We start from the raw sequence: 26,772 nt of genomic DNA on the forward strand, positions 1-26,772 counted from the left end.
CGAATTAATCGATGCGATAAAGGGTCGATGCGGTTCGCAAAAGAAGGCCGTCATTTAGCGGGACGATCGATGCGAGGGTTCGTTCTTCGATCTCGTTCGTCGCGACTTCCTCGAATTCGTCCGCGGCTTGGATGATCGTGCAGACGCCGTCTTCGGACAAAAAGTAAATCTTACCTTCCGACAAGAATGGCGATGCGGAGTAGTTACCGCCGAGGCGTTTCTTCCAGATGATTTCACCATCAGACAACTGCCGACAGCATGCGATTCCGTCATCGCTGACGGTGAAAATCATGTTGTTGACAACGAGCGGTGAAGGGTTGAATGGAACGAATTTCTCGTCTCGCCATGCAACATGTGTGTCGGTGACATCTCCCGAACCGCCGGGGCGAATCGCCAACAATTCGGCTTTACCAACGTATCCGGTGCAAATTAAAACCAAACCGCCAGCATAGACCGGGCGAGGGACGATGGACCATTTTTTAGGATAACGTACATGCCATTTTTCTTTGCCCGTGTTCGGATCGTATCCGTAGACCGCATCGCTTGCCGGACTAACCAAGGTATCGCCCTGGTCGGTATTGATGACCAAAGGTGTTGAAAACGAAAACTTTAATTTCGCGTCAACGGACCGATCCGTTTTCCAGCGGTCTTCACCAGTCGCTTTATCGAGCGCCATCACAAACGCGTGGTCGCCACCATCACAATTGAAGATCAGCACATCTTTATAGACGATCGGCGAACCGCCGCAGCCATGAACCGGTTTGAACTTGATTGCACGCTGCCAAATCAAGTTGCCATCCAAGTCCAATGCCGCTGTTCCATAAATGCCAAAGTGAACGTAAAGGCGATCTTCGGTGACGATCGGTGTACCACTGGCATGTGAATTCTTGGGGTGCGAAGAAGCTTCCGCAGGGACTTCGCCAACTTGCGTGGACCAAAGCAGATCGCCTGTTTTCGCGTTCAGGCAGATCGCTTTGAGTGAATAGGGGATTTCAACCTTGCGAGAATCTTTGCTTTCGCTGGAGACTTTTTCTTCGCCCAGCGGCACTGCGGTCGTCATGTAAACGCGATCGTTTTGAATGACCGGTGAAGACCAGCCTTTGCCAGGATCATTGAACGTCCAAACAACATTTTCACTGGGGCTCCACTTCGTCGGGACATTTTGACATTCGGAGATGCCTTGCCCGGTCGGTCCGCGAAACTGTTGCCAGTCTTCAGCCGAAAGGTTGGTAGCACCCAATAGGAACAGACCGACGAACGCAAATTGAATGGATCGCATGTAGACCGACAGCATGGTTTGGCGGGAAGATGATCGTTCGACTCAGTAAAAGGGCGATACCTAATCAAGCCTACGTTTGAGTCGATCGTTCCCACGGGAACGATATGTAGGCGGCGATTGGCAGTAGCCCGGCCGACTGTATCATAGACGGAATCGCATTTAGAACGATCCCCAGTCATTTTACCCGGTCATTACGCCGGGTTCCGCGGTACTTTCGAGGCCACTGAACATTTCGGCGCTGCAGCAGTGCCTTCTGTATTTGACGTCAGAAGCGATGGAAATCGGTTTGCACTAGATCGTCAAGACACCGTTGCTGTCGCCAAACTTTTCCGCTTCGGCTCCCATTTGATGCATCATCCAGAGATACAGGTTGCAAAGCGGCGTGCCGTTGTCGTACGCGATGTGTCGACCGGTTTTGATGCGACCGCCGGCCGAGCCTGCCAGCAGGATCGGCAAGTCATCATGGTTGTGGCGATCACCGTCGCTAATACCACTGCCGTAAACAATCATGCTGTTATCGAGCAAGTTTGATCGGCCTTCAGGAATGCTGCGTAGGCGTCCGAGCAAGTATGCAAATCGATCCAGGTGATAGCGGTTGATCTTGGCGATTTGAGCCTGCTTGTGCTCGCTTTTGCCATGATGCGAAAGCTCGTGATGGCCTTCACTAACATCAATTTGCTTGTAGCTGCGATTGCTTCCCGCGTTGGTAAACATGAACGACAGAATACGAGTGCTATCGGTTTGAAATGCCAACGCAACCATATCCATCATCAAGTCACTGTGTTGATCGAGTTCCTTCGGGACGCCACTGGGACGCGGGTAATCGGGAACGCCATCTTCGGTTAGTCGTAGTCGCTCGGTTCCGCCGAGTCGCTTTTCCACATCGCGAACGGCATAGAGGTATTCGTCCATCTTGCGACGATCGACTTCGGGTAGGACGCGGTGCAGTCGTTTTGCGTCTTCGAGTGCAAAGTCCAGGATACTCTTGCGGTATTTCTCACGGATCGATAGCGCCGTCTTTGTTTCTTTGACGGTTTGGCCAGCGAACAGTCGATCGAACAGCGCGCCCGGATCAATCTCCTTTGCCATCGGGTTGGTGGGGCCACGCCATGACATATTCGATGCGTAGGCACAGCTGTAACCGCTGTCGCAGTTTCCCGCTTGCGCGCTCGCTTCGAGTCCGAGTTCTAACGACGCAAACCGAGTTCGGTCGCCGACGTATTGCGCGGTGGCTTGATCGACCGAGATGCCGTTTTGGATGTCGGCACCATTGGTCTTTCTCGGGTGTGCACCAGTCAAGAACGCGGCAACACTGCGGGCGTGGTCACCGCCCCCGTCCCCGTGGGCACGGGCGCCGTCTAGCGTCAATCCGCTAAGCACGTTGATCTGGTCGCGATAGTCACCGACATGTTCCAGTGTCGGGGTCAAGTCGTACTTGAATCCCGTTTGTGCAGGTCTCCAGTCCGGCATGTGCATGCCGTTGGGGACATAGAAGAACGCCATCCGCAGTGGTGTCTTATTGGGCGTGCTGGCGGCCGAAAGCAATCGTGTCGGTGACATCGAATCCAGCAATGGCAAGGCGATCGAAACACCGGCACCACGCAGCAAGGTTCGTCGTGAGATTGGTTTAGGCATTGTTATTCTCGGTGACCTTGTTTTTGAAATGGATCGCTTTCGATAATCGCCACGATGAGATACGCGAATCGATCGTCTCCCGCATGGCAATCACTGACAATCTGATCGATCGCACATTTGTCGTAGTATTCGGTCCCACGTCCGATGGCATAGACCAGCATCTTTTCGGCGATCGCGCGGATGAAATCTTCCTTGCGTTCGGTGCTAAGCAGCCGTCGCAGGTCATCGATTCCGTTGAACGTCGTCCCATTCGGAAATGCACCGGTCGCATCGATCGGGTCAACACCGTCACTGGTTCGCCAGCGTCCGACCGCATCAAAGTTTTCCAGTGCGAAACCCAGTGGGTCCATCATGTTATGGCAGGCCGCACATGCGGGGTTGGCACGGTGTTGTTCTAGACGTTCGCGAAGGGTACCGGCCAGCTGTCCACGCTCAAGTTCCGGAACGTTTGCGGGCGGCGGTGGGGGCGGTGTGTTGAGCAGGTTTTCCAGAATCCATTTCCCACGTTTTACTGGGCTGGTTCGGGTCGGGTTGCTGGTCACCGCCAAAACGCTGCCTTGGGTCAACAAGCCGCCTCGTGGCGTTCCTGTCAGCGATACCTTGCGGAACTCGTTGCCTTCGATTCCGGCGATACCATAGAACTTTGCGAGTGGTTCGTTGAGGTAGGTAAAGTCCGCGTCTAGCAAAGTCGTCACCGGCATGTTCTCTCGCATGACGCCGGCAAAGAACGTCAGCGTTTCCCGCCAAAGCAGGTTTCGGATCTCGTCATCAAAGCCACGGAACAGCCGCGTGTCTGGATCGAGCTTTTCAAGGTTTCGAAGTTGTAACCATTGCGAGGCAAAGTTATCGACGAACTGATTGGAGCGGCGGTCACGAATCATCGACGCGATCTTTTGAAGCAAGCGAGCGCGGTCACGGATGGTGCCTTGGTGGGCCATCATCAGCAACTCGTCATCCGGCATGCTGCTCCACAAAAAATACGATATTCGCGTCGCCAATTCATAATTGCCAATCGACGGCATTTTGCCTTCGGCATCGGGCTCACGCGGTCGTTCGACTTTGAAAATGAAATGGGGCGAAACCAAAACGCTGGCTATTCCAACTTGGATCGCGTCTTCAAACAGTCCGCCAGATTTCCGCACTTCCATCGCCAGATCGGTTAGGCGACTCACTTCGCTTTTCGTTGCGGGGCGACGAAAGGCTCGACTCGCGAAGCGAGATAGGATCGCGGAGGCTGCTTGTTCTTCGTTCACCTCACGCGAGGGCGAGACGAATACGATTCGCCGATGACTCATCGGCAACTTCGACGCATCGATGTGTGTGTCACGTTGTTCTTTCCCGGTCAGTTTGACGTGATACAAATGAAAGTTTCGATCGGCGACGTCTTTTTCATAGTAATCATTGATGAAACTGATTTCGATCTTTCGTTCACCGCGCCCCAGGCGAATCGGGATCGTGATGTCTTCGGCATCGTCGCTGGTGACTTCGACAATCCGCGGTTTGCTACCCCAGTTCAGTTCGACTTTGACCGGTTCATCACCGGCTTGATCACCACCTGCGGTTAGGACCAGCTCGTACTGTCCGCCGAAGGGTAGGTCGGCTTGCAGGGCGACCGTTCCCGAGGACGCCATCACCATAGGAGACGACCCACCGAATTTCTCTGCACCGATCAGTTTAGAAGCGGTCCGTTGGAGTTCGAAAATTTCTGGTGGTGGCGGAGCATAGATGGCTTCACCCGCGATCTCCATCGCCGCATCGACATACTTTTCCATCAAGATCGGCGGAAGCGAAAGCACATCACCGATGTTGTCAAAGCCATACCCAACGTCATCGCCGGGGAAGTCGTCGGCAGGCTGGTAGTCCACACCGGTTAGGTCGCGAATCGTGTTTCGATACTCGGTTCGGTTCAGTCTTCGAAGGGCAACTCGGCCCGCGTTCGGATTGCGAACGCAGTTGACCGCATTGGCGAGCGAATCGATCGACTCGATCATACGAGACCGGATCTCGGGGGCCATTTCCACACCATCTTCTGGCGGCATCGTACCGAGACGTAGGTGTGCGATCGCCTGCATCCACCGCGTTCGATTCGTATTGATGCTGGCCGCGTTTGAATCGACTTCAAGGTCGATCTCGCTGCCCTGGTCGTGGCAGTCAAAGCAATAGGTACGAAGCAACGGCAGCAGTTCGTCGTGGAAACGGGCTTCACGCTGCGTGTCATCTTCGGCGTCGCTCATTCCTGCCGAAAAGCCGACATACATCATTGCCAGTATGAGGCTGGTCCAGAGACGCCGATGACCGTTCTGCGGAGATAGTCGAAACATGCAGAGTTTTGGAAAAGCTTCGTAGCGAGTAGCGAATCGATCAGCAGAGGGAGGCGGCAAATTGACGTACGCTCACCGAATGCCCCTGCGTGAATGAGCCCCTTCCTGTGAAATATTCTACCTTCAGAACGCAATGACGCCTCGTTCATGCTCAATAAATGCTTTCCCAGTGGCACGGGAGATTCAAAAAAGGGGATCTCGCTAGCCGCAGGACCGGAATGTTCTGCGTCTTCAATAGATAGCCCACCTAATTGGTTGGGTGTCCAATGACCGACCGAGGTGTCGGCAGTGACTTTCCGGATGTTGGGTTGCCGCATTCATTGGTGACTGCCCTTCGTCAACTGGCTGAAGATCGAATCGTTCAGGGATCGTTTGTGTGACCCGGAATTTCGGTGTTTAGGATGGCTTCGGCAACCGCTGAGATATGTTCAGGGCGAGTGCCGCAGCACCCGCCGACGATCGTCGCGCCCGATTGGATCCAACCTTTAGCAAATCGTGAGTAGCGTTCGGTCGCATGCACATCTTTGGTTTGCCAGCCGATCTGATCGTGCACGCTACCCGCGTTGGCATAAGCTCCGAATCTGACGGAAAGCTTTGCGTCCGCGAACGCATCGATAAAACGCTGTGTCTGTGTTGCGGGCGTGCAGTTGATCAGGATCGCGGATGCTCCTTCTTGCTCGGCTCGTTTGGCGGTTTCAGACATCTGGTCGGGAGACATCAAGTCACCTTCGGGGCCGGCGGTCATGGCCAACCAAACCGGAAGCCCGGTTGTCACGGAAGCTCGTAGCGCCGCGATGGCTTCACCTGAATGCGGAAACGTTTCGCAAAGTATCAGATCGCATCCGCACTGGGCCAAATGATTTGCCATTCTGCGGTGTGGCTCGATGGGATCCGGCGGTGACAGATCGGGGCGATAGCAATCCGCGATTGGTGAAATGCTGCCAGCGACGAAATGATCATTGGGAATCGCATCACGCGTGATGTTGATTGCTTGCTCGGTCAACCTTTTCCATTGATGACCGGCATCTGAACACTTCGTCCGAAACGTTACCGCCGTATGGACTCTCGAACCCGCTGCGGCATAGTCTTGATGAATTGCCGAGATTGTTTGGGGCGAATTTGTAATCGCGTCGGCACTCCATAGCGGTGGTGGAGTGTCGATTCCACGCAATGTCAGTTCGGTCCCTATCGGTCCATCGAGAATGATGATGTCACGACCGGAAGCAAACGTTTCGAACCGAGTCTTGGTCATTCGTCAGTGCTCTGCCTCCAGTATTCTGCCGCTGCGAGCTGATCATCGCCTTTCGCCAATTGACCCTCGGGCTTTGATCCGGTGGGGCAACTGGCGATCAGCGTTGAATTTAGTAGCAACGGCTATTTGAATAACGTGTAAACATTGAAGTTGTTGCCACTTCCACCGACTTTGTCAGGGTCATCCCCACCATCCAGGTTGATCGATCCGCCAACCATCGTGTTGTAGATGTACAACTGATCGTAGCCGTCATGCAGTTCGATGTCTAAGTCATCGTTGACGTTGACGCTTTGCAATGTGACGCGATCATCATCTTTATCGCCGTTGATTTCGATGTCTTCATAGTCGCCGTCGTTGATCCAGACAACGTCGTCACCGGCATCCATGTCTGCATATAGCTTGTCGGCTGCTGAAGAAAACTGGATCGCAACATCATCGTTGCCGGTATCACCATCGATATCGATCCAGTCACCGGCGGCAGCTTGATAGAGGTCAAGTTCATCGTTTCCGCTGCCCAGTTCGACATCAATATCGTCGGTGGCGGTGGAAAAAGCGATAATCACGTCGTCATGATTGGCGTGTGTCCGGACAGTGATGTCACGCGCGATACTGTTGTAGACACCGACGAAATCGTCGCCACTATCAGTGTCGATGACTAGGTCGCCGTGAGAAGTGTTCGTTAGGGCGATGTTGTTCACGAACACGCGATCATTTCCGCCATTCATATCGACAAAGATGTCATCGACGATGGATGCGTTGATTTCGAATGGGGCATTTCCACCGTTGATCGATGTCGCGCCGTACCAGTTGTTTCCTGTAACGCGGATGACGCTGCCGACTTGCGCAACATCAACCCGGTTGCTTGATCCGTTGCCGACGATTCTCAGATCGTTGCCGCTCATCCAGACTTGAACGTCACCGGCCATCAGCAAACGCTGATCGAATTGTTGGAAACCCGAACCGATACGTCGATTGTGATCTTTGCGTGCCATCATCCCGTCTCCCTTTGCTTGATTTAAGGAACTGCAATTCGGCGAATACCGAACGTTCAAGTTCCAAGCGAATGGGGGGCGAGAGTGCTACCAGAAAAAGCGGCAAAGAATCGGTGGTTCGGCAGTGGCCACTTCTGAACGGGCGGCCTTACGGGGCTTTGCTACGACAATTCCTTTTCGTCTTCGTCGTAGTCTTCGTACTCTTCTTCATCATCTTCGTACGAATCGGCCTCGTCCATTTCAGACATCGATGGATCTTCGTCGTCCTCGTCTGATTCGGGAGGGTCTAAACCTTGCATTTCGTGCCACTGTTCGATCGACAGCAGAACTTCGCGGGCTTTGCTGCCGTTGTAGTCACCAACGATGCCGTCTTCGGCCATGAAGTCGATCAGCTTTGCCGCCCGTCCGTAGCCAATTCCCAAGTGTCGCTGCAGTAGTGAACAAGAACCGCGTCCTTCACGAATGATGACTTCGACCGCACTGTCGTAAATGTCGGGCCGATCGGACCCGAGTGATGGGCCGTCGCCATCTTCGTCTTCGTTGACTTTCAGATTCATCAATTCGCCGACGAAGTTCTGTTCACGCATGCTGCAATGCGCACAGATCGCATCAATTTCATCGTCGGACAGGTAGGTGCCCTGACCACGGATCAGTGTGCTGGTCCCGGGCCATAGGAACAGCATGTCACCGTTGCCAAGCAGTTTGTCCGCACCGTTTTCGTCCAAGACGACTCGGCTGTCAGTCTTACTGGCGACCTGGAAGCTCAGTCGTGCCGGCAAGTTACTTTTGATCAGACCGGTGATGACATCGACCGTTGGTTTCTGTGTTGCCAAGATCAGGTGGATTCCGACCGCACGGCTTTTCTGAGCCAAGCGAATGATGTGTTGCTCGACGTCTTTGCCCGCGGTCATCATCAAGTCAGCCATTTCGTCAGCAACAATGACGATGAATGGCAACTTGTCAGGAACGCTTCCGTCGTCGTCTTCGGGCTCGACTTCCAAACGACGAAGGATCTCTTCGCGTCCAAGGTCATTGAAGCTGTTGATATGACGAACGCCGACATTGGCAAGCAGCGAATAACGCTCTTCCATTTTCTCGACCGCCCAAGCCAGAATCGCTTCTGCTTTGCGCATGTCGGTGATCACCGGGTGCATCAGGTGAGGAAGCTTGCCGTATCCGCTAAGTTCGACCATCTTGGGGTCGATCATCAGCATCCGAACTTCATCCGGTCCACGCGTCATCAGCATGGATGTGATGATAGAGTTCAAACAGACACTTTTACCCGTTCCTGTTCGACCGGCGATCAACAGGTGAGGCATCTTGGCCAAGTCGACGACCATGGGATTTCCCGAGACGTCTTTACCCAAGAACACCGGGATGTTCATTTTCAATGAATTGGTGTCCGACTCTTCCATCACATCGCGCAGCCGAACGGCTTGTCGTTTCTCGTTCGGAACCTCAATCCCCACGGTATTCTTTCCAGGGATCGGCGCGACGATACGAACGCTGGGGACACGAAGGGCGATAGCCAAGTCTTCGGCAAGGCCTGTGATTTTGCTCAATCGTAGACCAGCTTCCAGTTCGATTTCGTACTGGGCGATGACCGGTCCGGTTTCAATCTCGACGACTCGGATGTTGAATCCAAAATCGGCAAACGTGGCTTCAAGGATTTTTGCTTTGCGCCGGACTTCGTTCAGTTGCTCTTCATAGTCGATGTCATCGCTGGCTTCCAGCAACTCGATCTGGGGCAGCTGGTATTCTTCAGCGGTAGCCGGTGACTGCTCGATCATCGCCCGCGAGACTTTGTCTAACTCGCTTTCGCTCTTGCTGCGTTTGGGCATGCGAATCTTAGGACCGGGCAGTTTATGCTCGGAGTCCTGACGCAGTTGCTGTGTTTCTCCCTCGACTTCTAATTCGCGATAGGCCGATTCGTCTTCGTATTCTTCCGCTTCGTAATCTTCTTCGTCGTACTCAGCGTACGTTTCGTCTTCACCCGAGGAATCGTCCTCGACTGATTCGGCGACTTCTTCCTTTGGTTTTTGACGACGCGATCCTGCACGAACTTTGATTCGCGGCTCTGGCTTTTCTTCCTCGACCTCGGCTGCGTCAGAAGTTTCGTCGACCTCTACTTCACTCGGTGCTTCAGCGATGGTTGCCTGCGTCGCCGTCGCCTGATTTGCGTTGGATTCGGCGAACGTCGTGGCTTTTTCATCAAAAGGCTTCCGTTTGCCACGCAGCATCGGTGGCAGGGCGGAAGCGGCCTTTTCCATTCCGGTTCTTGAAACTTGCGCACCACCGGCGAAGATTTTTCGCGTCGCGTAAAGGATCGCGTAGTCGGTCGTCAGCAGCGTCCCGACGGCAAGCATCGTCAGTGTCAAGATCCAAGCGCCACCGCTGCTGAAGTGCTCTAGCAACCAACTGGATGTCATCGCACCCAGGATTCCTCCGGCGCCATAAAGCGACATCCCATCATCCGCGATCGGCATCATTGCCGAAGCGGTTGCGACCGAGGCGATCACGATGGTTCCGCCAAGGGAACGCAGAACGGGAGCTCGCAACTGACCACGCCGGAGCAAAGCGATCGAAACACCGCCGAGCCCCGCAACAACGATCGCCGAAGCCATGCCCAAGTAGTGTGTCATCGCCGAAGCGATCAACGCGCCCCAGTAACCGCAGGCATTGGATATTGACTGTCCGGGCGGATAGACCAACACGTCAGGAACGTGGATCGCGCTGATAGGCCAGAAAGGGATATCGATCGGGTCCGAGGGATCTCGCGTTGCCAAAGAGATTGTCAAAAGTACTGTCAGCGCAATCAACAAGATCGACCCGACATCGCGGGCGAAGTCGGGCTCTGTAGAGGATTCGTTGACTAGATCAGCCGACATGCAGCTTCCGAATTCTTATTGCGTTGCAATGTGCCTTGATGAACGAATCAACAACGCATTGACGTTAGGCACGCTGATGTAATGGGCGAAGGAGAATCGGTCATTGTCGCTATCGGACGTTAAAGTCAACCGCATGAGTTCCTTCAAGGTGTGAAGGTTGATCCGATCAAGCTGAATCGCTGATACAGCCTGCGAAGTTTGCCAAACCGTTGATCTTTGGCTGTGGCGTAAACCTTTGCCAGTCGGTACGCCTGTGAAACATCGGGCAGTATTCTTGTACCACCAGCGCGTTTTCATTCGACGGTGCTTAGAACGCGGTAAGAATTAATGCGGCAGCGACTTGGAAGATGCCTGAACACGCTTCAGTCACCTATCCAAGTCCGGTCGCTCACGAGGGGCGACTGATTGATCGGCGTCGTGAAACACGATTCCACAATCAACCAACATGGAAGCACTCTTGCCACAAGTCGAATGTTGATCTTCCCCTCATTTCTCTGACGTGACCATCGTGTCGATTGAACTGCTACATACCGCGTTCGGAATCCTGTTCACCTTCGTTTGGCTGTTTGTTGGCCAGATCATTGTCGCCAGCCGCTAATCTCTGGCTTGGTCACCATAGCTTTCGTGTCTCGGCAATGTTCTGCCAGGCAACGTTCAGCCAGATAACGTCCAGCCAAACGCCCCGATAAAGATGACGAACTTGATTCGCTGTATTTCTAATCGTTGTATTCCCCGTCGCTGTTTCTCGGCGATCCATCTGTGCTTCCTTATTTCCATAGTGTCCATCGGAAGCTCGCTTTCGGCTCAAGAAACTAAGGCAGTTTCACGGCCGAATATCGTCGTGATCGTTGCGGACGATCTCGGCTATGGCGAAACGGGAATGATGGGAAACCGCGAGATTCCGACACCGAATATCGACAGCCTGGCCGACCGTGGGATTCGCTGTACCAGTGGCTATGTGACGTCATCCTATTGCAGCCCTTCGCGTGCCGGTTTGTTGACTGGGCGTTATCAGTCACGATTCGGATATGACCAGAACCCGACAGGGGCTCGAAACCTGTTGCCGGATTCCGGATTGCCATTGACCGAGACAACGTTCGTCGAACAACTGCGAAACTCTGGCTACAAGACGGGCTTGGTTGGTAAGTGGCATCTCGGGGCTGTTGCGGATCTGCACCCGATGCAGCGAGGCTTCGAATCGTTTTATGGCTTTTTGCACGAAGGGCATTTTTATGTCCCAGGATCGGTTGAGCATCCCGATTCGTTCGCCAACGTGATGACGATGGTACGCGATAAGTCTTTGGATGCCGGTTCAGTGCTCCAGGACGGCAACTTCGTTCGAGGCAACTACGCACCAATCAACGAGCCGGCTTACGATCAAGACAATCCGATCTTGCGCGGCAAAGATGTGATTGAAGAGTCTCGCTACCTGACTGAAGCGATCTCGGACGAATCTGTTGAGTTCATCAAGCAGAACCACGAGTCTCCGTTCTGCCTGATGGTTTGCTACAACGCGGTTCATAGTCCAATGCAAGCGCCACTGGAGGACTGCGAAGCGTTGAAGCGGATTGAGGATGTCCAGCGACGAATCTTTGCGGGAATGTTGGTGTCCATGGATCGTGGTATCGGGCAACTGCTTGATGCGATCGATGAGCATAGCTTGCGGCGAAACACCATGATCGTGTTCCTAAGCGACAATGGCGGGCCGACCAAAGAGCTGACCAGCAGCAACAAGCCACTCGCCGGCGGGAAAGGAACGCTCTATGAAGGCGGGGTTCGGATTCCAATGGTCTGGAGCTTTCCGGATCGACTTCCCGAAGGTGTTGTCGAGCAACGACCGATCCTAAGTCTGGACATCGCCGCAACGGCACTGGATGTCGCGGGCTTGCCAATTCCGGAGAACGTCGATGGCGTCAGTCTGATGAGCTGGATCGATTCTCCGCTGGCGAAAGGTCACGAAACGATTTTTTGGCGGATGCAACGCGGCAAAAAGGCCCTGCGGAGCGGTAACTGGAAAGTCGTTTCACCGGGCGAGAGCCAGCCCTTTGAGCTCTACCACCTGGCAAGCGACATTGGCGAAGAACGTGACCTGGCCGCCAAACAACCGGAAAAGCTAAGTGAGCTAATCAATCGCTGGCAATCCTTCAATCGTCAAATGCCACCGCTGAAGTAGCAACCCTTCCCGGGACCGAGATTCCGGGGCCAAACTTGCGAACGCGCCGCCAAGGGCTTAGGGTAGTGATTCCTACCTCCCGCCTTTTTAACCTTCTTTCGCTTGGCGGCCCGATTGATGTCGAACGCACGTCATCTCATTGCAGCCTTCTCAGTCGCACTTTGCTGTTCCGCTTTTGATTTCCGCGACTGCGATGCGGCGGAATCCGATCAGCTGGAGTTCTTTGAATCCAAGATCCGTCCGGTACTGGTGGAGCATTGTTACGAATGCCACAACACCGCCGATGCCGCGGAAGGCGAGTTCGCTGCCGATCAGCGCGCGAGGATGCGGCGCGGAAGTGTTCCTGATGCGTTGATTGTTCCCGGTGCCCCTGATCAAAGTCGCTTGATCGCAATTCTACGGCACGAGATTCCTGGATTGGAAATGCCTGACGGTGGTCCCAAACTGGACGAGGGTGTTGTTCGGGATTTTGAAACGTGGATTCAGTCAGGGGCTTTCGATCCACGCGATCAGCCACCGACAGCCGAAGAGCGATCGCAAACGCAGTCTTGGACGGAAAAGCTGCGTCGCCGCAAACAATGGTGGAGCTTTCAGCCAATCGCTGATGTCAATGTGCCTTCCGGTACGGCGAACCATCCGATCGACCGATTCCTCGATGCGAGAATTGAATCCGAACAACTGCAAGCGTCTGGCAAGGCATCACCGGAAGTTCTCGTGCGAAGGCTGTTTCTCAGTTTGATCGGGCTGCCTCCGACGGTTGATCAGTCCAAACGGTGGATCGATCGTTTAAACAGTGCAAAACAATCCGGTGATGAGGCATACCAGAAGGAGGTCGCTTCGCTAGTCGAGCGCTTGCTTGAAAGTGATCATTTCGGCGAACGGTGGGCACGACACTGGATGGATTGGATTCGCTATGCGGAAACACACGGTAGCGAAGGTGATCCTAAGATCGAAGGCGCATGGCATTACAGAGATTATCTGATTCGTGCCCTCAATGCCGATGTTCCATACGATCAGTTGGTTCGAGAACACATTGCGGGTGATCTGCTTCGGCAACCGCGGATCAATACCGAGCTCGGAATTAACGAGTCCGTTATCGGGACTGCTCACTGGCGCATGGTCTTTCATGGTTTTGCGCCGACGGATGCATACGACGAACGGGTGCGATTTACCGACGATCAGATCAATGTCTTCAGCAAGGCGTTTCTAGGGCTGACTGTATCCTGTGCTCGTTGCCACGATCACAAGTTCGATGCCATTAGCCAAGCGGATTACTATGCCCTATTCGGGATCTTGGAATCTTGCCGTCCCGGCCGAGCGGTGATCGATCTTCCGGATCGGTTGTATTCGGTCACACCAAAACTTGATGAGTTAAAAGGCGAGATAAAGGCAGCGGTTGCTGAGCAGTGGCTTCGTTCGCTCGACGATTTAGCCGACCGTCTGCGCGGTGACGACTTTGCAAAAGTTGAAGCGGGGTTCTTAGCACCGCTACATGCGATCAAGCAGAGCATGTCGCAAGGGCATTCGTTCGATGAAGCTTGGCAACAGTACCGCCACAGTCACGGCATCACACCAGATGCGATCGATTCATCATTGATTAGCAATTCTCAAGTCAACCAAGAATGGGATCTGGGGAAGAACACCGGCCTCGATCGATGGTTCGGGCATCGGGAAACGCATCGTGCCAAGGCAGGACAATTTGCCATCGAATCACAAGGTGACTCCGTCATCACTGGGATTTATCCCGCCGGCATTTATTCGCACTTGCATTCACAAAAGTTGCCGGGGCGGTTCACCAGTGATGATGTGACACTTCAAGCCAAACAAAAGGTTTGGGTCGAATCGATTGGCGGGGCGGGGGCGACCAATCGATATGTCGTCTACGACTATCCGCGTAACGGGACCGTCTACCAACGAACGAATTTGGATTCGACTTGGAAGTGGCGACCATTGGACGTGAGCTATTGGGAAGGCGATTCGATTCATATCGAAGCGGCAACCTCGCACGATGCGCCGTTGTTGACTTCAGGACAAGATCGATCCTGGATGGGGGTTCGACGCGTCGTGGTTGCAAACGACGACTGGGTTCCGCCGAAGCAGAACGATGAATTGATCGGCGAGTTTTTGCATTCCGCAGATCATCATCCCAAGTCGTTGGAAGACTTGGTGTCGATGTATCGAAACTATTTGCAAGCAGCAATCGAGGCATGGAAGCAAGGCAATGCGAGTGACGGACAGGCATTGGTGCTGAACGAAGCGCTCACAAATTCGTTGCTCGAAAACCGCTTGGATCATTTGCGAGATGCGAAACAGGCCGTCCTGCGATACCGAGAGTTGGAGGCAACGATTCCCGTTCCGACACGGATTCCGGCATTGGACGAATCCAGTCCCACCGATCACCCATTGATGGTGCGAGGCAATCATAAGCAACTTGCCGATCCGGTTCCTCGCAGGTTTCTTGAAGCGATCGATCCGACCCCGTACGCGGAGCGAGTTGATCAAGAAGTCGATAGCGGGCGTCTTCAGCTTGCCGAAGACTGCTTGCGAAGCGACAACCCGCTGACGCGTCGAGTCATTGTCAATCGAATCTGGACACACTTATTCGGTCAAGGGATTGTTGCAACTCCCGACAATTTTGGACGTCTTGGCGAGAAACCATCGCACCCAGAATTGTTGGATTACTTGGCCAATCAATTTTCGAAAGACGGTTGGTCAATCAAGACCTTGATTCGAGAGCTAGTACTGACTGAGGCATGGCAGCGATCATCTTTAGCGACCGCCCAAGTTCATGAACGTGATCCACTGAATCGATTCCTGGCTCGTTCAAATCAGCGTCGCTTAGAGGCCGAGACGATTCGCGACCAGATGCTTTTCGTTTCGGGATTGCTCGATGAGTCGATCTATGGACCGCCTGTCAAATCGGGGGTGCCCAGGAGAAGCTTGTACGTCTCGGTTATTCGGAATGCACTGGATCCGTTTTTGCGAGCTTTCGATTTTCCCGAACCGTTCGCAACGGTTGGAAAGCGATCGGTGACCAATGTTCCGGCTCAGTCATTAGCTTTGATGAACGATCCACAGGTCGCGAGTTGGGCTCGAAGCTGGGCAGCGAAAACTTTAGCCGACACATCGCTTGATACCGACGAAGCGAGGCTTTCGAAAATGTTCTATCAGGTGACTTCTCGGAAAGTGACCGATGACGAATTGGATCAACTCAAAGCGTTTTTGAACCTCACAAGCTCAGACGTTTCACGACTGATCGATCGCCGACGTGAACTCGACACGGAACGAAAAAAACTGAGCGAGTTCCTGTCGTCGCAATTGGATCTTGCGCGATCGATGGTCAACCAGGAAAGTGACATTCACGAATCGGTTCAGCCAATCGCAGCCTGGGACTTTACCAAGGGTTTACAGGATCCCATCGGCGGCTTCGACGCCAGGGTCGAGGGAGGCGAGGCTGCAGGAAAGCAAGTTCTTGGCGACCAGGCATTGTTCAACAGTCAGGGTTTATCGGTTAAGCAAGGATCCTATGCCGTCGCCGGTCCCATCAACAGAGACTTGCGCGAGAAAACGTTAGAAGCATTTGTCAAGCTAGGGACGTTGGACCAAAGCGGCGGCGGTGTCGTGACTGTGCAAACCGAGAACGGACGCGTTTTTGATTCGATTGTCTATGGAGAACGCCAGTCGCGACGCTGGCTAGCGGGAAGTGATCTCCATCGTCGCAGTGAGGACGTTAACACGGTGCCAGAGTCCGACGCGATCGATCGGGCGGTGCACTTGATGGTGTCGTATCACGCCGACGGAGCGATCGCGATGTACCGAAATGGCAAGCCTTACGGTAAGCCATACTTAAGTTCCGGACCGGTCCTGTACCCGAGCGGTCAGACGCTGCTCAGCTTTGGCGTTCGACATTTGCCCGCCGTTGGGAACCGCTCACTGTCTGGTCATATTTTGCGTGCGGCAATCTACGACGTGGCTTTGGACGAAAGCCAAGTTGCCTTGATTGCTGAACGAATGCCCGAGTACCTTTCTGATGACGACTTAATCGAACGTTTAAGCTCTCAGCAGAAAACTGAATATCGTCAGGCACAGCAGCAGTTGTCGGATGTTCGTGCCGAATTGCGATCGCTCGATTCGCTCGATGACAATGTTCAGCGGCAGACTTATACGGAATTAGCGCGTTCGATGTTTCTGTTGAAGGAGATGATTTATGTTCGTTAGTCGTCGACGATATTTAGAAACGGCTTCAACCGGATTTGGCGCCACCGTGCTGGCCGCGATGATGTCCGGTGGTCGAACCTTTGGATCGACGAGCGATGGCGTTGCCTTGCCTTCCGGCGCGGCGCTCGAAAGAACACACCGACCGCCGCGGGCAAAGCATGTCATCTTTTGCTACATGTCCGGGGGAGTGTCGCATGTTGATTCTTTTGACCCCAAGCCAGAGCTTTCGCGATTGCACGGCAAGCCGATGCCGGTGAAAGTGCAAAGGACGCAGTTCAACAACAATGGCAACGTGATGGCTAGCCCATTCAAGTTCAGCCAACACGGCGAGTCGGGACTTGAAGTTAGCGATATGTTTCCAAACATCGCAAGCGTTGCCGATGAGCTTGCCGTGATTCGATCGATGACGACAGCGGTAAACGAGCACGCACAAGGGAATTTCGTGATGCACAGCGGATTTCCCTTTATGGGGCATCCCAGTGCCGGTGCGTGGTGTTCATATGGTTTGGGTTGTGAGACCGACGAGCTGCCTGGATTCGTTGTCTTGCAAAGCCAAGGCGCGACGGCACCACACGGAGGCGTCAGCTTATTTAGCAGCGGCTATCTTCCGGCAGAGCATCAAGGGTCGATTTTGGTTGCCGATGCCGAGGACGCGATCCGAAACATTCGTCCGCTGGGTTTAGAAGCGATGCAACAGCGACGGTTAAGCCTGGCATCGGTGTTGGACAACCAATATGCCGCGATGACGCAGCATGACGCGCAAGTCGAAGCCGCGATCAAAAACTATGAAACGGCCTTTCGGATGCAAACGTCTGTGCCGGACCTTTGCGACCTGGCTGATGAAACGGAGGCGACCAAACGCGACTATGGTTTGGACTCGAATGATTCTCAGATGGCCGGCTATGGTAGACAGTGCTTATTGGCGCGGCGTCTGGTCGAAAAAGGTGTTCGGTTTATTGAATTGAGCTGCTTACCGCAAACCGTCGGCGGGGGGCAGGCACCCAATCCATGGGATCAACACAGTGGACTCGAAACCGGCCACAGGACGATGAGCCGACAAGTTGATCAACCGATCGCTGCGCTGATTAAAGATTTGCGACAAAGAGGCTTGTTGGACGAAACCTTGGTCGTATGGGGAGGCGAGTTTGGCCGAACACCGTTTTCGCAAGGCAGCAACGGGCGTGATCACAACCCGTTCGGTTTCAGCGTCTGGATGGCCGGCGGTGGAATCAAGGGCGGGGTGACGCATGGTGCAACCGATGAACTCGGCTACTATGCCGTCGAACACAAACAAACCGTGTATGACCTTTGGGCCACGGTCTTACATTTGCTTGGTGTCGATCACACCAAGTTAACGTACCGCTATAGCGGGCGTGATTTCCGGCTGACTGATGTCCACGGCGAAGTCATGATGCCGGTGATCGCATAGACGGACTTGGCAGATTTGTTCAAGTCCTTGGCCGTTGCGGATAGAAAATACTAGATCGACTGTTGTTCGGCGATCTCTGTTGAGTCCGTCAAACTGCTACGAGGCGTGCTCAGTTGCATGCCTTTTTCCCAGGGGAAGCGAATGATGAATGTGGTGCCGCTACCGACGGTGGATTGGACCGAAAGGCTTCCGCCGAGCTCCTCGCAGGCTGCCTTTACCGCACCGAGTCCGACACCTCGACCAGAATAATCGGTCGCCACATCGCGTGTTGAGAAGCCGTCGCTGAACATCGCTTTGATCAGATCTTCGTCTGTTTCACAAGGGATTCCCAACGAGGTCGCCTTGGTTCGGATGTTATCCCAGTCCAAGCCTCGGCCGTCGTCACTGAGTTGAATTTCGATCCAGCCGTTTTTGACATCGCTAGAGAATCGCAGATGTCCAGATTCTTCTTTTCCTGCAGCGGTGCGTTCATCAGGCGATTCCAACCCATGATCAACTGCATTTCGAACAATGTGCACAAGCGTTGGCCAGAATGACTTCAGGCGTTCGCCAGGGACACAAAGGCCTCCATCATCGGTATGCACTTGCACAACACGGTCGAGCTGAACAGCAATTCTGGCCGCATGGTCAGCAAGTCGTTTCAGTTGTAGGTCAACCGGTTCCAGCAAACAGTGCTCGACGAATGGCAGAATGTCGCTGTATTCCGCTTCGCTGCGTAGCAGGTCGACGACGTGTTCCAGTTCAGATCGTGTGACCTGGATGGTTCCCTGGTTGCATGTGTCCAGGAAGGTTCCCATGCGATTCAAACCGTCATCCCAAACCCCTCGAAGTGATTCGACTTCGATATCACTCGGCAGGCGGTTTTCGTCTTCCAGAACGGATTCCAACTCGTGAATGAATTTGGCAATCGAACGGAATCCGATGATCGCGCAGTTACCTTTGATGGTGTGGATAATGCGTCGAGATGTGATCAAATCTTTGGCGTGTTTGACGTCTTCGATCAGCTTGTTGCATTCACGAATGGAATCACAGAACCCATCGCGATCCTTTAGTAGGTTGCCGATGACGTCCTGCAATTCTTTGATCGCTTGTTCTGCACGTTCCGCTTCCAGCTGTGCGGTGATGTCTTTGACGATAATCAGGACACGGTTTAGCGTTCCGTCAGTCGAGACTTCGCGATAGTCAAGTTCGTAGGTTCGATCGTTGTGGTCCAAGCGTGAAGGGGCCTGCGCGGCAGCAACTTCGAATGGGAAAATTTCCGAGACGATTTGCTCGAAGCCCATCCAGAAGTCGTCTGACAGAGAAGAGTCTTCGCCCGCAAGGTAGTCCCAGAACTTGGCATTTTCTGAAGGTTCGCCAAACCATTCGACAACTGCCTTGGAGCGTTCCGGCAGGATGCTTCCGTCGGTGTCGACAGTGAAGATCCCGTCACCGGTGCTATCAAGTACCAATTGCAACGATGCGGTTCGTTGTTTGACCGCTTGTTCCAGGCCGCTGTTCACTTCGGCAAGGCTGTTGGACAGGTCGCTTAGCTTTTGGTTTTGGGTGCGTAAATCCAGCACACTGGTGCGAACTCGGATCGCCGCGATCACCATGCTTGCCAAACCAATCAGGACGATCAGGCCGGTTGCCGTGCGACTGATCACGATTGTGCTTTCAGCCGTTTGGCTGGTGTTTTCGGCGAATGCTTCGGAAAACGCTGTCAGTTCCGACGTGCATTGCTGAAGAGCATGCGCCGACTGTTCGGCACGTCGCTGTACATCATAAAGGTCAAGGGTCCGTAGCAGGATCTCGCGACGTTTCGATGCCAAGGTTTGGTTCGAGCCAGAGGCGTCGATTCGCGAGATCAATTGGTTGGTTAGCTTCTTGAGCATTTCCAACCGATCTCCGAACGCTTCATCGGTTAAGACGCGTTCGATCTGATCGAGTGACTTTTGCAGTTTCTGTGTGGTTTGTGCGACTTCGTTGGCCGACAGCGAATTAAGTACATCAATGTTCTTGGCAGCCGCGATGCGACCGGCAAGCGCATTGAGCTGTTGCGCCGAAAGGTTGAATGCATCGATCGCTTCGGTTTGGATTCGGGTATCACCGACGATCAAACCTCGGACATGGTCGTCGTGAGGTTCGCCAGTGGCGAGGTGGTGTGCGATTTCACGCATCTCCAGCACGTAGTTCAATCGCAGGATACCGGAGATCGCGGCTGTTTCTTGCAACAGTAAATTCAGGTCGGCATCGATTCCAGAATGCGATTTTTGGAATTGCGAACCCAACTCGTCGGTTTGTTTGGCAATGTCAAAGAGATGCTGACGTGCTTGCAGGAATCCATCAACTTCGTCGTCCAAACGCGATGCCGCTTCTTTCGGGAAACGCGGGTTTGAAACGATCTCAGGGTCGCCGAGTTGATCGTGCAATCGCTCCAATGTATTTAGTGCGACGCTTTCGTCGTGCTTGTCGTTTTCAAGCTGCTCAATTTCGTTGCGATTGAGTCGCTCGAGATTGCTTTGGCTCAAGAACATTCGGCCGACCGAGTCGTTCAGTTCGACCAATTGACTTTGGATGGGGACCACATCATCGGACAATTGCGTAATCGATTTGCCCAAGGTGTGTTGGACGACGCATATCGTGACGATCATGCTTGCAAGAACGAACGCCCCGAGCGCGGCGATCGTCTTGACGTTGCGTTCAATATTACTTCCGGAATTCAGGGTCACTGGTACGTCTCCTCAACCGTATATTGGTCTGCGTCAACGATCGCTTGGTTCCAATCTTCTAGCAGTATCAGTTGCCCGTCGCGAATCGACGTTGGCCAGATTTGATGACTGAACTGGTGCTCGTCTTTGGATAGTTGGTGTTTAAACCCAAGACCCAAATCGATTGGTTTTCCACTTTCGATCCCATCAATAAAACTTTCCGCGCTCGCATCGGGGCCTGCCAATTGCAGCCCTTCGACAAATGCTTTTGCGACAAGGAAGCCTTCTAAACTGACAAAGTTCTGACTTTCGGCAGGAACAATGCGGCGAAATTCGATTGCCGCATCGGTGTTGCTTGTTGGTGTCGGTACGACTTGTGTGATGATGACTCCGTCGCCCTGGTCACCCAGTTCCGCGACCAGCGATGAACTCCCAACGAATGACACGTTCAGGAACACCGGATTAAAGAAGTGCTGACGAGCGGTTTTGATGAACTTCGCACACGGTTTGTAGGCCCCGACCATGATGACCGCTTTGACAGATTCGCGTGGATCCATCAAGCGGCTTAAGCCGTCTTCGATGTCAACGGTGTTGCGGGTGTAGCGCCCGTGTGGAAGATACTCTGCGTCCTCAAAGCCAATTTCTTTTAGTGCTTTGACGGCGCCTTTCCAACCGGCATCGCCATAAGCGTCATTTTGAGTGAAGAAGCCAACCTCGCTTGGCGAGATGCCCAGTTCTTTAACAACACCCTGAATCATCTTTGCCGTCTCTTCGGCATATGACGCACGGTAGTTGATCACGTACCGGTCCGGAGGCGATTTTCGCAGTAAACCCGCGCCGGTGAACGCACCGAACATCGGGATCTTTTTCTCGTTTGCGATCGGTACTGCGACCGCAGCGGTTGGCGTTCCGACGTTTCCGATCACACACATGACATCGTGCTGGTCAATCAACGTCCGCATATTCGGAGCCGTCTTGCTGGGCTCGTACGAATCGTCTAACGCGATCAGTTCCAGCGCTCGTCCGTGGACGCCCCCACGATTGTTAACGTAGTCGAAGTATGTTTCGATCCCCAGCCGCATCCCGTTTCCAAGCGCGCTCGCCGGTCCCGAAAATGCAGCGGACATTCCGATTCGCCATGGTTCGCCATTGACCGGCTTGTCTGGATCGTTTGCCTTGGTCGGGCAAACTCCAATCAAACTGAATGTGACTACAGCGATGAAGGTGAGGTGTGTTGAGTCGAATTTAAAGAACCGTGGCATGGTAGCTCCAGTCGGTCGCCAGAATCCATGTGTTTGTCGTTCCGGATCGGTGCGGAATGATTCCATGGTCAACTTGGGGTATCGAAAGATACTTGTCGAAGAAACATTGTCGCCTTTGTACAGGGGTTCTCCCTTAGAGCGGCTGAAACGGCCCCCCTGAAAGGCCTGATGTAAGGAGTTGCCTTACAAGTTTGCTTCAGCCGCCGAACTCGTGCAATTAAATGTAGGTCTGCTTTGGTGTTTGATGAATAGGCTGTTTCAAAGACATTCCAGATGCGTCTGGCGAAGGTTAGCCAACCTGCTCTTGCGGAGGAGTCAGATGCCTTGATAAACGCTAGCAGTTAGCCCCACTAATTGCTCGACTTGTGTCAACCAAACTTCATGCACCAGATGTTTCTCCGTCGTTATCAACGATTCGCACCAGCGTTTATTTTTGGGATCATGATCCTGGCCCTCTGCTCCGGATGTGCGACTTTGGTTAGCGAAAGACGCTATCCGGTGACGATCGACAACCCGCCTGGCCCGACTTATTTTTCTGTCATTGACCAGGAGAATAATGTCATTCAACAGGGTGTGACTCCTCAGCAGGTCACTCTCGATGCCAAACGCTATCCCTTCATTCCCGCGAAATACTCGGTCGTTTTCGCAGGCGGTTCCAACACAAGTCAAACAAAAGAAATCAGGGCAAAACCTGATCCCTGGATTGTTGGAAACTTAGTTGTTGGGGGCGTTCCCGGGATCATCGTCGATGGGGCGAGCGGGGCAATGTACAAGCTTCCCAAGAAGGTCGAAGGGTTTGTCCCGACCCAAGCGACGATCACCGATGCTGGACAAGGCGCGACTATTGCCAACGCGGTTGCCTTTGGAACGCCCGCCAATTCGGTTGCCCAGCCAGCAGAATCGACCGTCGTTTCGGCTCAACTAAGTGATGAAAACGACGGCATCGGCACTCAACAAGTTCCGGTTCGTACCGCATCGGCGATCGGATCGGAAAGGATTACGCAGTAGCGGTTGGCTTGCTAAAAGCCATGTCGATCATCGCCAGCGTTGTTGGCTAGCGAAAGCGGACTTGCTGAACTTCACCACTGCGAAGGTCGACGTGTTGACCATTGTGTTGCAAACGCAGCGAACCGTCATCGGAGATACCAAGGCAGTGGCCTTCGATGATTTGATCGTTTTGACGAAGTGAGATCTGTCGTCCCGACAATGCACATCGCGAGCGATAGGACTGAATCAATCGATTGCGTGATGATGCCGCATCGTCACCGGTCGTTTCATCAATCAGTTCTAAAACCGACGTGACGATCGATTGAAGTAGGTCTTCCCGGCAAATGCTCCGCTGGGCAATCTGGGTCAGTGCGACAGCGGACGTTTCCGTGTCGGTCAATTCGGGTGCCCGATCGATGTTGATGCCGATTCCGATCACCATCCGGTCAGGCGCTGAGGCAGATGTCTCGATCAGGATTCCACCAAGCTTTCGTAGCTGTGGGGTGGTTGGAGTGGTTTCAACGATGCAGATGTCGTTGGGCCATTTCAGCGATACCTTTAACGGTGCACAGCTATGTTCGATCCCTTGCGCGACTCCGATGCCGGCTGCGATTGAGATTAGTGTCGCGTTGGGCGATCGAACGTCAAAGCGAATCAGTAGCGAAAAAGTCAGCGAGTCGTGGCTGCTGAGCCATTGATTACCTTGGCGTCCGCGTCCAGAGGTTTGTCGATCGGTCAGGAACAGCTTGGGAAGGTGACTTTCATTCGCGAGACCGGATTGGACATCGTTTAGCGCGTCGGTGTTAGTCGATAAAGTTTCGTCGGCGTAGCGACACGATCCGATCACACCATCGCTGAGCAGTTCTGTGACTGCCAGACGCATGCGCGCTTCGGTTTCACCAACACAGTCTAGAAAGGCATCCACGATCCGAACGTCGCCAAAAAAGTCAGAAGGAACAGAAGCAGCAACCCGGCAGCGACATACCGCCAAAGTTTTGGGATGTCATCAATCGCACGTCGATTGCCAAATTCACGCTCAATGTACTCTTCGTAATCAAAGCCGTCTTCGTCTTCTTCTTCGTCGTACGACATCGGTTTATCGGACTGTGATCGAATAGTCTGGCAAGCTGTAATAGATCATTCGAGCGTATGCACGCAACGAATCGTCCAGGGATTCACCAAAGTGTACCTGGGCTTGAAAGTGTACCCGGGCATGAAGACGATCAAAGGCATGGAGCTTGTGTTTAGAATCCAGTTCGATTCGCGAGAATTCGAGGCGATGGTGGCTCGTTGATGATCAAGAGATTTTGAAAATCAAACGTCGTCCCCATGCAAAAGCCTTCCCTGGTCAAATGGGGTGGGCTGCGGTTAAACTGTGGCCGCCGAAGGGGGCTTCAAATAGAGCCGAACAGGCTTTCAGGCAAACCGGGGTAGTAGCTCAGTCGGTTAGAGCACGCGACTCATAATCGCTTGGTCGGGGGTTCAAGTCCCTCCTACCCTATTGATTTCTGGTTCGAGGCGTTTTTTGCGTTGAAATGCAAAAATGCTAGCGATCAAAACCAGAGGGCAATCCACGTTAAACGGTTGGACGATCGCATCCGGATCGGTAGATTGGCGGTATGGATGCCACCGCTAGAAAACTACCGACAATTCGTCAGCTGCCTCCCAATTTGATCAATCAGATTGCGGCAGGTGAAGTCATCGAACGTCCCTCTTCGGTCGTCAAAGAGCTGCTGGAAAACAGCGTCGATTCTGGAGCAACACGGATCGAGGTTTCTATCGTTGGCGGCGGGACCGAAATGATCCGCATCAGCGACAACGGCTGCGGCATGACGGCGGAACAGTTGCCGCTGGCTTTGGCCAGCCACGCGACAAGCAAGCTTCCCACTGACGAGGCCCTTTTTCACGTCAGCACTTTAGGGTTCCGCGGTGAAGCTCTCGCATCGATCGGCAGTGTTTCGCAGCTGACCATCCGCAGCCGAGTCGATGGCGACGATGCCGGCAACGAAATTCAAGTTCGCGGCGGAGTTATCGATCCACCCGTGCCATGTGGCTGCGGCGTCGGCACGGTGATGGAAGTTCGCAACCTGTTTTTCAATACGCCGGTCCGGCATCGCTTCCTAAAAACGGCACAAACGGAAAAAGGGCACATCGTCGAAGCGTTCACAAGGATCGCGCTGGCGAATACGCATGTGCATTTCGTGCTCAACAATAATGACAAGCCGCTTTATGATTTGCCCGCTACTGAACGATGGAGTGAGCGAATTGAAGCATTCTTTGGCAGCGAGATCGCCAGCTGTCTGATCCCGATCAACAGCGATGACGCCCAGATCAAAGTGTCCGGCTATGTCTGTGATCCGTCGGTGAGCCGGGGGAATTCGCGGATGCAGTATCTGTTTCTCAACGGTCGGCATATCCGTGATCGATCATTGCAGCATGCCTTGGGCGAGGCCTACCGAGGGTTGTTGATGGTGGGGCGACATCCGGTCTGTTTTCTGCAGATGAGGATGCCCGCGGAAATGATCGACGTGAATGTGCACCCAACCAAGTTAGAAGTGCGGTTCACCGATGGCGGCCGCGTCTACAGTCGTCTGCTGCAAACGCTTCGACATCATTTTCTGACAACCGATATGACTCAGCGAGTCGGCCCGCCCCCACAATCGGATACGACTCCACAGCCCGAACCGGTTCTGAACCGGAGCGAACAAGCACACCGCCAATCGGTGATCGAATGGGCGCGGACGGGACGGTCACCCGATCAAGTCTTTGTCGCTCCCAATCGTGGCGGCGATAACTTTTCGGTGGACGCCGCATCGGTGCCCGGAGGAAATGCCGGAGATGCCGCGGCGCGTTCGATGCCTTCGTTCGGAGCGACGCCGGACTTTAAGCCTTTCCCGTCAGGACAGAGTATGCCGGGACAGGGGATACCCGGCCAGATTGCTTCGGAGCATTCCGGTCCGGCACCGGATCCATTGCTGGCCCCCTGGGACAACCCCGATGCTGATGTCACGTCCGCATCACGCAATGATCATCCGAGTGTTTGTTATTTGGGTTTCCAGGTCCACAATCGATACTTGGTAACCCAGGATGAAAAAGGCATGGTCGTGATCGACCAGCACGCGTTGCATGAACGTGTGTTGTATGAACGTGTTAAATCGAAAGTGCTCGATAGCGGTCAGCCATTAGAGTCGCAGGGGTTGTTGGTCCCCGAGCCGGTTTCGTTGACCGCAGATGAGCGGACAGCAGTCTTGGAACATCAAGAAACGCTGAAGCAGATCGGGATGGAGGTTGAGGAGTTCGGCGGCGAAACCGTCGTAATACGCTCTTACCCTGCAATGCTGCGAAACAAGCCGCCGTCAGAGATGCTGCGGACGTTGATGGAGTCGGTCCTTGGCGGAGGGAAAAAACCCGAGCCGATCGAATTGCTCAATCACCTGCTATCGACAATCGCCTGTAAAGCGGCGGTTAAAGCGGGCGATCCGTTGGCACCGGAGGAGATCGAATCTTTGCTTGAGCAGAAAGATCTCTTCAACGACACACATCATTGTCCTCACGGACGCCCGACGGCACTATTTTTCAGTCGCGACGAATTGGACCGAATGTTCGGGCGATTGGGGCCGCGAGGACGAGTTTAGGGGATCACCAC

The 26,772-nt window shown here is 53.7% G+C and carries 15 protein-coding genes and 1 tRNA gene; 6 read left to right on the forward strand and 10 right to left on the reverse strand.

The genetic code is table 11. The features are described 5' to 3' along the window. Positions 1-4 precede the first annotated feature (4 nt). The 6 genes from LOC67_RS01905 to LOC67_RS01930 all read right to left on the reverse strand — a co-directional run bounded on the left by LOC67_RS01905 (position 5) and on the right by LOC67_RS01930 (position 10,367). Entirely contained in the window at positions 5-1,279 is a 1,275-nt protein-coding gene (locus LOC67_RS01905; protein ID WP_230260793.1) for a PQQ-binding-like beta-propeller repeat protein, read from the reverse strand. A 291-nt stretch (positions 1,280-1,570) separates the two neighbouring features. Next, positions 1,571-2,914: a DUF1552 domain-containing protein gene (locus LOC67_RS01910; protein WP_230260794.1), complete on the reverse strand. Its 1,344-nt coding sequence runs from the start codon at positions 2,912-2,914 to the stop codon at positions 1,571-1,573. A gap of 2 nt (positions 2,915-2,916) precedes the next feature. Further along, entirely contained in the window at positions 2,917-5,235 is a 2,319-nt protein-coding gene (locus LOC67_RS01915; RefSeq protein ID WP_315861021.1) for a DUF1592 domain-containing protein, read from the reverse strand. A 361-nt stretch (positions 5,236-5,596) separates the two neighbouring features. Further along, the gene (locus LOC67_RS01920; RefSeq protein ID WP_230260795.1) at positions 5,597-6,487 is read right to left on the reverse strand and encodes a homocysteine S-methyltransferase family protein; all 891 of its coding nucleotides are present in this window, start codon (positions 6,485-6,487) and stop codon (positions 5,597-5,599) included. A gap of 122 nt (positions 6,488-6,609) precedes the next feature. Next, positions 6,610-7,482, reverse strand: a complete 873-nt coding sequence (locus LOC67_RS01925; protein ID WP_230260796.1) for a hypothetical protein — start codon at positions 7,480-7,482, stop codon at positions 6,610-6,612. Positions 7,483-7,640: 158 nt separating this feature from the next. Beyond that, entirely contained in the window at positions 7,641-10,367 is a 2,727-nt protein-coding gene (locus tag LOC67_RS01930; protein WP_230260797.1) for a DNA translocase FtsK, read from the reverse strand. Positions 10,368-11,208: 841 nt separating this feature from the next. Here LOC67_RS01930 and LOC67_RS01935 point away from each other — a divergent pair. The 3 genes from LOC67_RS01935 to LOC67_RS01945 all read left to right on the forward strand — a co-directional run bounded on the left by LOC67_RS01935 (position 11,209) and on the right by LOC67_RS01945 (position 18,187). Beyond that, complete coding sequence (locus LOC67_RS01935; protein WP_230260798.1) at positions 11,209-12,540, forward strand: sulfatase-like hydrolase/transferase; 1,332 nt, start codon at positions 11,209-11,211, stop codon at positions 12,538-12,540. Between the two features lie 117 nt (positions 12,541-12,657). Beyond that, positions 12,658-16,758 (forward strand): DUF1553 domain-containing protein, encoded by a 4,101-nt coding sequence (locus LOC67_RS01940; RefSeq protein WP_230260799.1) that lies wholly within the window; start codon positions 12,658-12,660, stop codon positions 16,756-16,758. Continuing rightward, positions 16,748-18,187, forward strand: a complete 1,440-nt coding sequence (locus tag LOC67_RS01945; RefSeq protein ID WP_230260801.1) for a DUF1501 domain-containing protein — start codon at positions 16,748-16,750, stop codon at positions 18,185-18,187. The genes LOC67_RS01940 and LOC67_RS01945 overlap by 11 nt, the downstream gene beginning before the upstream one ends. Positions 18,188-18,237: 50 nt before the next feature. Here LOC67_RS01945 and LOC67_RS01950 read toward each other — a convergent pair whose 3' ends face one another. After that, on the reverse strand, positions 18,238-20,898 hold the full coding sequence (locus LOC67_RS01950; protein ID WP_230260803.1) for an ATP-binding protein: 2,661 nt from the start codon (positions 20,896-20,898) through the stop codon (positions 18,238-18,240). Continuing rightward, entirely contained in the window at positions 20,895-22,139 is a 1,245-nt protein-coding gene (locus LOC67_RS01955; protein WP_230260804.1) for an ABC transporter substrate-binding protein, read from the reverse strand. The genes LOC67_RS01950 and LOC67_RS01955 overlap by 4 nt, the downstream gene beginning before the upstream one ends. 381 nt (positions 22,140-22,520) lie before the next feature. Between LOC67_RS01955 and LOC67_RS01960 the strand changes: the two genes are divergently transcribed. Beyond that, entirely contained in the window at positions 22,521-23,147 is a 627-nt protein-coding gene (locus LOC67_RS01960) for a hypothetical protein (RefSeq protein WP_230260806.1), read from the forward strand. 46 nt (positions 23,148-23,193) lie between these two features. On the opposite strand, the gene LOC67_RS01965 is transcribed toward LOC67_RS01960, so the two are convergent. Both LOC67_RS01965 and LOC67_RS01970 read right to left on the reverse strand, forming a co-directional pair. Next, on the reverse strand, positions 23,194-24,009 hold the full coding sequence (locus LOC67_RS01965; RefSeq protein ID WP_230260808.1) for a biotin--[acetyl-CoA-carboxylase] ligase: 816 nt from the start codon (positions 24,007-24,009) through the stop codon (positions 23,194-23,196). Positions 24,010-24,035: 26 nt separating this feature from the next. Next, positions 24,036-24,218 carry a hypothetical protein gene (locus tag LOC67_RS01970; protein ID WP_230260810.1) on the reverse strand — a complete coding sequence of 61 codons (183 nt, stop codon included), beginning with the start codon at positions 24,216-24,218 and terminating at the stop codon, positions 24,036-24,038. 335 nt (positions 24,219-24,553) lie between these two features. Between LOC67_RS01970 and LOC67_RS01975 the strand changes: the two genes are divergently transcribed. After that, positions 24,554-24,627: transfer RNA gene (locus tag LOC67_RS01975), tRNA-Ile, on the forward strand. A 118-nt stretch (positions 24,628-24,745) separates the two neighbouring features. After that, positions 24,746-26,761 carry a DNA mismatch repair endonuclease MutL gene (gene mutL / locus LOC67_RS01980; protein WP_230260811.1) on the forward strand — a complete coding sequence of 672 codons (2,016 nt, stop codon included), beginning with the start codon at positions 24,746-24,748 and terminating at the stop codon, positions 26,759-26,761. Positions 26,762-26,772 lie beyond the last annotated feature (11 nt).

The organism is Stieleria sp. JC731 (assembly GCF_020966635.1).
Taxonomy (GTDB): Bacteria; Planctomycetota; Planctomycetia; order Pirellulales; family Pirellulaceae; genus Stieleria.